The organism is Agromyces binzhouensis, assembly GCF_004135055.1.
GTDB classification, from domain to species: domain Bacteria; phylum Actinomycetota; class Actinomycetes; order Actinomycetales; family Microbacteriaceae; genus Agromyces; species Agromyces binzhouensis.
On record NZ_SDPL01000152.1, the window covers coordinates 1 to 6,769 of the forward strand.

Genomic DNA, 6,769 nt, shown 5'->3' on the forward strand with positions numbered 1-6,769 from the left:
CGGCGCCCGACGATCCGTCGGTCGAGGATGCCGCGGCGACGCGCAGCGCGACCGGGCCCCGCGGCGCGGAGTCGCCGCGGCTGCGGTGGTTCGACGTCGTCGCACTGTCGGCCGCGCACGCCGTGATCGCCATGCTCGGATGGGTCGCGCTCGCCGACGTCCTCGAGCAGAGCTTCATCGGCGCCCCCGTCTACCCGCTGCCGGCGGCCGTGCTCTTCGGGGTCGCGCTCACGCTGACCGCCTACGTGTGCTTCCTCTCGTCGGTGCGCATGACCCCGATGCTGCTGTCGATCGTGCTCGCCGTGTTCCTCGTGGTCGGCGTCATGACCGCGATGCTCAGCTCGACCGACCCCCACTGGTGGCAGATGAACCTCAGCGCGCTCGGCATGACCGACGACATCTCGGCCCTCGCGTTCAACCTGACGCTCGTCGTCGCCGGCGCCATCGTCACGATCGTCGCCCGGTACGCGACCGCGGGCCTGCCGGTGACGACGGACCGCGACCGGCGCGGCCGGGACTTCGTGCGGTACGGGCTCGTCCTGATCGGGGTCCTGCTCGCCTGCGTCGGCATCTTCCCGGTCGACGACTTCTTCCTCCTGCACAACACGGTCGCGTCGGGCATGGCCGTCGTCTACGCCGTGATCGTGATCGGGCTCCCGCGCTTCCTGCCCTCGATGCCGCGGGTCTTCGTCATCCTCGGCTGGGTGTACGTCGGCGTGATCGTGGTGCTCGCGGTGTTCTTCGCGGTCGGGTACTACAACCTCACCGCGGTCGAGCTCGTCGCGGGCCTGCTGATCTTCAGCTGGATCATCCTGTTCCTGCGCAACACCGGCTCCGTCGGAGCCCGCCGGGTCGTGGCGGTCACCGCCTGAGCCGACCGATTCCGGCGGAGACGGCGGACGGCCGGGCCCCGCGGGTGCCCGGCCGTCGCCGTCGATGCGTCAGGCGCCGAGCGCCTTGGTCTTGATCGCCTCGTACTCCTGCGCGGTGATCGTGCCGGAGTCGAGCAGCGCCTTGGCCTTCGCGATCTCGTCGGACGGGCTCGCCGAGCCGCCCGCGGTCTGGCGGATGTAGGCCTCGGTCGCGGCCTGCGCCTCGGACGCCGCGGCGGCCGACCGCTTCGCCATTCCGTCGCCGCGGGCGATGAGGTAGATCAGGGCCGTCAGGAACGGGACGAACATCAGGAAGATGATCCAGACGGCCTTCCACCAGCCGTTGAGCTGGTGGTCGCGGAAGAGGTCGCCGATGATCGCGAACAGCGCGAACAGGTAGGCGATGAAGGCGAAGCTCCAGAAGAAGATCCAGATGAAGTTCCAGACGTTGCTCGCGAAATCCACGGGGGTTGGGCCTTTCCAGTCGTCGACGGGGACGCCGGATGCCGCCCCCGAGCGCCACACTAGCGGCGCGGGTCCGGAGCGGGAGGACCTTGGGCACGTCGGCGTGCCGCGGGGTGCACTGGAATCGGGACTGGCGTTGCCCTACGGCACGCGCCTAGTCTGCTCTCCAGGGGGGAATCGATGGCTGATTTCGAGTACGGTCCGGTCGACGTCTACGTCGTGAGCTTCGAGGGCGATCGCCTCGACGAGGCGACGGCGACGGCACTGGGTGAACTGATGGTAGGCGACGAGATCCGGTTGCTCGACCTGCTGATCGTCTCGCGAGACGGCGACGGCGAGGTCACGGTGCGGGAGTACGAGGAGTTCCGGGACGAGGCCGGCTTCACGGTCGTCGAGCTCGAGGCGTCCGGCGTCATCGGCGACGAGGACATCGACGAGCTCGCCGACACGATCCCGCCCGGCACGTCGGGCGCGATCATGGCGATCGAACTGCTGTGGGCGAAGAAGATCGCTTCGGCGTTCGCCGCATCGGGCGGCGAGGTGCTGCAGGTCGAGCGCATCCCGGCGACGGTCGTGAACGAGGTGCTCGCCGAGGCGAGCGACGAGGAGTAGGGGGAACGTCATGCCGATTCGACGGATGGGCCGACCCGGCCTGATCGGGATGGCCGCGCGCACCGCGGTCGTGGCCGGAACCGCGACCGCCGTGAGCGGTCGCGTCGCACATCGACAGCAGGGCAGGTACGCGGACCAGCAGGCGGAGGAGCAGGCCGCCGCCCAGCAGCAGTGGGAGGCCGAGCAGTACCAGGCCCAGCAGGCGGCCATGCAGCAGGCGGCCATGCAGGCACCCCCGCCGCCCCCGCCGCCGGCGGCTCCCGCCGCCGGCGTCGACGTGGTCGCCGAACTGCAGAAGCTGGCGACGCTGAAGGAGCAGGGCATCCTGAGCGACGCCGAGTTCGCCGCGGCGAAGGCCAAGCTGCTCGGCTGACGGCGCCCCGATGACCGAAGGCGAGACGCGCGACCGCTGGAAGCGCGCCACGGAGATCGTCGGTGTCTTCCTGCTGTCGGTCGTGGCGGTGCTCACGGCGTGGTGCGGGTTCCAGGCATCCAAGTGGGGCGGCGAGATGTCGATCGCCTTCAGCCAGGCCTCGAGCGCCCGGATCCAGGCCGCGAACGCCGAGGGCGAGGCGAGGTCCGCGCGCGCGTTCGACCTCACCATCTACGCCTCCTACGTCGAGGCGGCCGGGAGCGGCGAGGACGAGCTGGCGGACTACATCCGCCAGCGCTTCACGCCGGAGTTCGAGGTGGCCTACCGCGCATGGCTCCGCGACGGCCAGATCGAGCGAGCACCCTTCGCGCGCGAGGAGTACGTTCCCGAGGGCACGTACGAGGCACAGGAGCTGAACGACCGCGCCGACGAGAAGTTCGCCCAGGCCCTCGAGAACAACCAGCGAGGCGACAACTACTCGCTGCTCACCGTCCTCTTCGCGCTCGTGCTCTTCCTCACGGCCATGTCCCAGCGCGAGATCGTCCCGTGGGTGGCGCGAACCCTGCTCACCCTGGCCGGCGTCGTCGCGATCGTCGGCGTCTCGATCCTCGCCACGTTCCCGATCCGGATCTGAGCACGTGGACCGCCCCCGACCCATCCCGATCGCGGACCCGCATCGGGTCCCTGACGCGGCCGAGGTCGCAGACGAGGAGGCCGCCCGTGGGCTCGGCCATCGGTGACATCCTGCCCCTCGCGGTGGGCATCGCGATCAGTCCGATCCCGATCATCGCCGCGATCCTGATGCTGCTCTCGCCGCGCGCCCGGTCCACGAGCGTCGGTTTCCTCGGCGGCTGGGTCCTCGGCATCGCGGTCGCGGCGACCGCGTTCACGCTGCTGTCGGCGGTCCTTCCCCAGGGCGACGCGGATGACCCGAAGCCGATCACCGCGGTCATGCAGCTCGTGCTCGGGGCGGGCCTGCTGTTCCTGGCCCTCCGGCAGTGGCGCGGCCGCCCGGCACCCGGCGTCGAGCCGCCCCTGCCGAAGTGGATGGCGGGGATCGATGCGATGACGGCGGGCAGGGCGTTGGGGCTCGGGTTCCTGCTCGCCGCGGTGAACCCGAAGAACCTCCTCCTCGGGGCCGGTGCGGGCCTCGCGATCGGCTCGGCCGCGCTCGGGGCGGGCCCGAGCGCGGTGGTGCTCCTCGTCTTCACGCTCATCGCCGCGGCATCCGTCGCCGTTCCGGTGATCGCCTACCTGGCGGCATCCGAGCGCATGGCCGCGCCGCTCGAGCGGCTGCGCGGATGGCTCGTGCACAACAACGCGACCGTCATGGCCGTGCTCCTGCTCGTGATCGGCGTCGTGCTGATCGGCAAGGGCGTCGGCAACTTCTGAGTCCGGCCCCCAGCCGCGACACGTATCGATCGTCAGAGAACCGGAGAGGGAACCATGCACCAGAACGACGCGACCGAGGCCATCCGTGCGCAGCAGCGCCAGCTCGCGTCATCCCTGCCGTTCGACGACCGCCGCGACATCGAGGCCGTCGACCGCGGGTTCATCGGGGCGCTCGAGCCCGGCGAGATCCACGACGCCGACGGGAAGGTCGTGTGGGACGCGAACGAGTTCGCGTTCATCACGGGCGACGCCCCGGACACGGTCAACCCCAGCCTGTGGCGGCAGTCCTCGCTCGTGGCGAAGCAGGGGCTGTTCGAGGTGGTCGACGGCATCTACCAGGTGCGCGGCCTCGACCTCTCGAACGTGAGCTTCGTCGAGGGCGACTCCGGCGTCATCGTCATCGACCCCCTCATCTCGAAGGAGACCGCGGCCGCCGCGCTCGCGCTCTACCGCGAGCACCGCGGCGACCGCCCGGTGACGGCCGTCATCTTCACCCACAGCCACATCGACCACTTCGGCGGCGTGCTCGGCGTCGTGGACCCGCAGGACGTGCGGCCCGGCGGCGTGCAGGTCATCGCCCCGGTCGGCATCGTCGGCGAGGCCGTGGCCGAGAACGTGTACGCGGGCACCGCGATGGGTCGTCGCGCCGGCTACATGTACGGCGCCGCGCTCGAGCGCGGGCCGAAGGGCGCAGTCGGCGCCGGGCTCGGACAGTCGACCTCGAAGGGGCATCCCGGCATCCTCGTCCCCACGCTCGAGATCCGAAGCACCGGCGAGACGCACGTCATCGACGGGGTCGAGATCGAGTTCCAGATGGCGCCGGGAACCGAGGCGCCGGCAGAGATGCACTTCCTGTTCCCCCAGAAGCGGGCGCTGTGCATGGCGGAGAACGCGACCCACACGCTGCACAACCTGCTGACCCTCCGTGGCGCGCTCGTTCGCGACCCCCACGTCTGGTCGAAGTACCTGACCGAGGCCATCGAGCGCTTCGGCGACCGCACCGACGTGGTCTTCGCCTCGCACCACTGGCCCACCTGGGGTGCGGAGGAGATCCGCGAGTTCCTCGGCCTCCAGCGCGACCTGTACGCCTACCTGCACGACCAGACGCTCCGCATGCTGAACCGCGGAATGACCGGCGCCGAGATCGCCGAGGAGATCCAGTTGCCGCCCGCGCTCGAGAACGCCTGGAACGCGCGCGGCTACTACGGCTCGGTGAGCCACAACGTGAAGGCGATCTACCAGCGCTACATGGGCTGGTTCGACGGCAACCCGGCACGGCTCTGGCCGCACCCGCCGAAGGCGCTCGCGGAGCGGTACGTCGCGGCCATCGGGGGCGTCGACCGGGTGGTCGAACTCGCCCGGCAGGCGTTCGACGAGGGCGACTTCCGCTGGGCGGCGACGCTGCTCGATCACGCCGTGTTCGCCGACACCGACCACGCGGCGGCGCGCACGCTCTACGCGGACACGCTCGAGCAACTCGCGTACGGGGCGGAGAACGGGCCCTGGCGCAACTTCTTCCTCTCGGGTGCGACGGAGCTGCGCGGCGAGAACTTCGGCACGCCGACCTCGACGACGGCGCCCGAGATCCTCGCCCAGCTGACCCCCGAGCAGTTGCTCGACGCGATCGCGATCACGGTGGACGGACCGCGCGCCTGGGACCTCGACCTCGCGCTCGACCTGACGTTCACCGACGTCGCGCGGAACTTCCGGGTCACGCTCCGCAACGGCGTGCTCGTGTACGTCCAGAAGCCGGCCGACGACGCGAGCGCGCAGGCGACGGTGGCCCTGACGAAGCCGCGCATGCTCGCACTCCTCGGCGGCGACCGCGAGAGCCCGGGCATCGAGCGCACCGGCGACGTGGAGGTGCTCGATCGGCTGATGTCGGTCCTGCAGCCCGGCGACCCCTCGTTCGACATCGTGCTGCCGTGACGACGGGAGGGGAGGCGCCGCCTATCGTGGGGTCCGTGACCGATCAGGCGCCTCCCCTCCCCGTCCCCGGCGGCACGAGCCTGCGCGGAGCCGTCACCGTCATCGCCGCCCTGCTCGTGCTCGTCGCGCTCTGGCTCGGGCGCGAGCTCGTCGCGCCCGTCGCGCTCGCCCTCGTGCTCGTCGTGATCGTGCACCCGATCCGGCACCCGCTCGAGCGGCGCGGGTGGCCCCGGTGGGCGGCGACGACCGTGGTGATCGCGGTCGCCTACCTGATCCTCGCGATGCTCGCCGCGCTGCTCGTGTTCGCCGGCGTCGAGTTCGCCGACCTCGTGGTCGACGTCGTCGACGAGCTGCAGGCGGCCGTGGCATCCGTCGCCTCGTGGCTCGCATCGGTCGGGCTCGGCGACCAGCTGGCGGACGCGACGGCCTCCGCGCTCGACCCGTCGGCGTTGGTCGACCTCGCCCAGGGCCTCGGCGGATGGCTGCTCGGGTTCCTGACCGCCGCGTTCTTCGTGCTCGCGTACGTGATCTTCATGGCCGCCGACGCGGCCCGGTACCGGCGTGCGGAGGCCGCCTTCGGCGCCGGCATCCGACCGAGGCTGGTGCGGATCCGCGCACTCAACTCGTCCATCCGCCGCTACTACGTCGTGAACGCGTCGTTCGGCGCGATCGTCGCGGTCATCGACGGCCTCGCGCTGTGGGCCCTCGGGGTCCCCATCCCCGCGGTGTGGGCGATCCTCGCGTTCGTGACGAACTTCATCCCGAACATCGGGTTCGTGCTCGGGCTCATCCCGCCCGCGGTCCTCGCGTTCGTCGTCGGAGGCGTGCCGCTCCTCCTCGTCGTGATCGCCGTCTACTCCGTCGTGAACGTCGTCCTGCAGGTGCTCGTGCAGCCGAAGTTCGTGAGCGACGCGGTCGACCTCTCCCTCACGCTGAGCTTCTTCTCGGTCGTGTTCTGGACGTTCGTGATCGGACCGCTGGGCGCCATCCTGTCGATCCCGCTCACCCTCGCGGCGCGCGAGGCGCTGCTCGGCGACGGGAACGGGTGGCTGCGCTGGCTCTCCGGGAACGCGTCCGTCCCGGCGCCGGCGGGGGCGACCACGGGCGCGGCGCCGCCCGACGCCGC

Annotated in this window: 8 protein-coding genes; 7 read left to right on the top strand and 1 reads right to left on the bottom strand. The window is 71.0% G+C overall.

Annotated features, from left to right (window positions below):
* A partial coding sequence (locus ESO86_RS18760; protein ID WP_165307559.1) for a hypothetical protein occupies positions 1-872 on the top strand: 872 nt, incomplete at its 5' end.
* 69 nt (positions 873-941) lie between these two features.
* Here ESO86_RS18760 and ESO86_RS09060 read toward each other — a convergent pair.
* On the bottom strand, positions 942-1,337 hold the full coding sequence (locus tag ESO86_RS09060) for an SHOCT domain-containing protein (RefSeq protein ID WP_129234602.1): 396 nt from the start codon (positions 1,335-1,337) through the stop codon (positions 942-944).
* Between the two features lie 180 nt (positions 1,338-1,517).
* On the opposite strand from ESO86_RS09060, the gene ESO86_RS09065 reads away from it, so the two are divergent.
* The 6 genes from ESO86_RS09065 to ESO86_RS09090 form a co-directional block, all read left to right on the top strand.
* Entirely contained in the window at positions 1,518-1,949 is a 432-nt protein-coding gene (locus ESO86_RS09065) for a DUF6325 family protein (RefSeq protein ID WP_129234603.1), read from the top strand.
* A 10-nt stretch (positions 1,950-1,959) separates the two neighbouring features.
* A complete protein-coding gene (locus ESO86_RS09070) occupies positions 1,960-2,322 on the top strand; it encodes an SHOCT domain-containing protein (protein WP_165307562.1) in 363 nt (120 codons plus the stop codon).
* 10 nt (positions 2,323-2,332) lie between these two features.
* The gene (locus tag ESO86_RS09075) at positions 2,333-2,956 is read left to right on the top strand and encodes a hypothetical protein (protein WP_129234604.1); all 624 of its coding nucleotides are present in this window, start codon (positions 2,333-2,335) and stop codon (positions 2,954-2,956) included.
* 86 nt (positions 2,957-3,042) lie between these two features.
* Positions 3,043-3,714, top strand: coding sequence for a GAP family protein (locus tag ESO86_RS09080; protein WP_129234605.1), 672 nt, complete (start codon positions 3,043-3,045; stop codon positions 3,712-3,714).
* 54 nt (positions 3,715-3,768) lie between these two features.
* Positions 3,769-5,643, top strand: coding sequence for an alkyl/aryl-sulfatase (locus ESO86_RS09085; RefSeq protein WP_129234606.1), 1,875 nt, complete (start codon positions 3,769-3,771; stop codon positions 5,641-5,643).
* A 35-nt stretch (positions 5,644-5,678) separates the two neighbouring features.
* On the top strand, positions 5,679-6,769 hold a 1,091-nt coding region (locus ESO86_RS09090; RefSeq protein WP_165307564.1), incomplete at its 3' end, for an AI-2E family transporter.

Bases quoted from the DNA above. Each gene is read 5' to 3' on its own strand.
- ESO86_RS09085 (WP_129234606.1), top strand. From the start codon at position 3,769: ATGCACCAGAACGACGCGACCGAGGCCATCCGTGCGCAGCAGCGCCAG.
- ESO86_RS09070 (WP_165307562.1), top strand. From the start codon at position 1,960: ATGCCGATTCGACGGATGGGCCGACCCGGCCTGATCGGGATGGCCGCG.
- ESO86_RS09065 (WP_129234603.1), top strand. From the start codon at position 1,518: ATGGCTGATTTCGAGTACGGTCCGGTCGACGTCTACGTCGTGAGCTTC.
- ESO86_RS09075 (WP_129234604.1), top strand. From the start codon at position 2,333: ATGACCGAAGGCGAGACGCGCGACCGCTGGAAGCGCGCCACGGAGATC.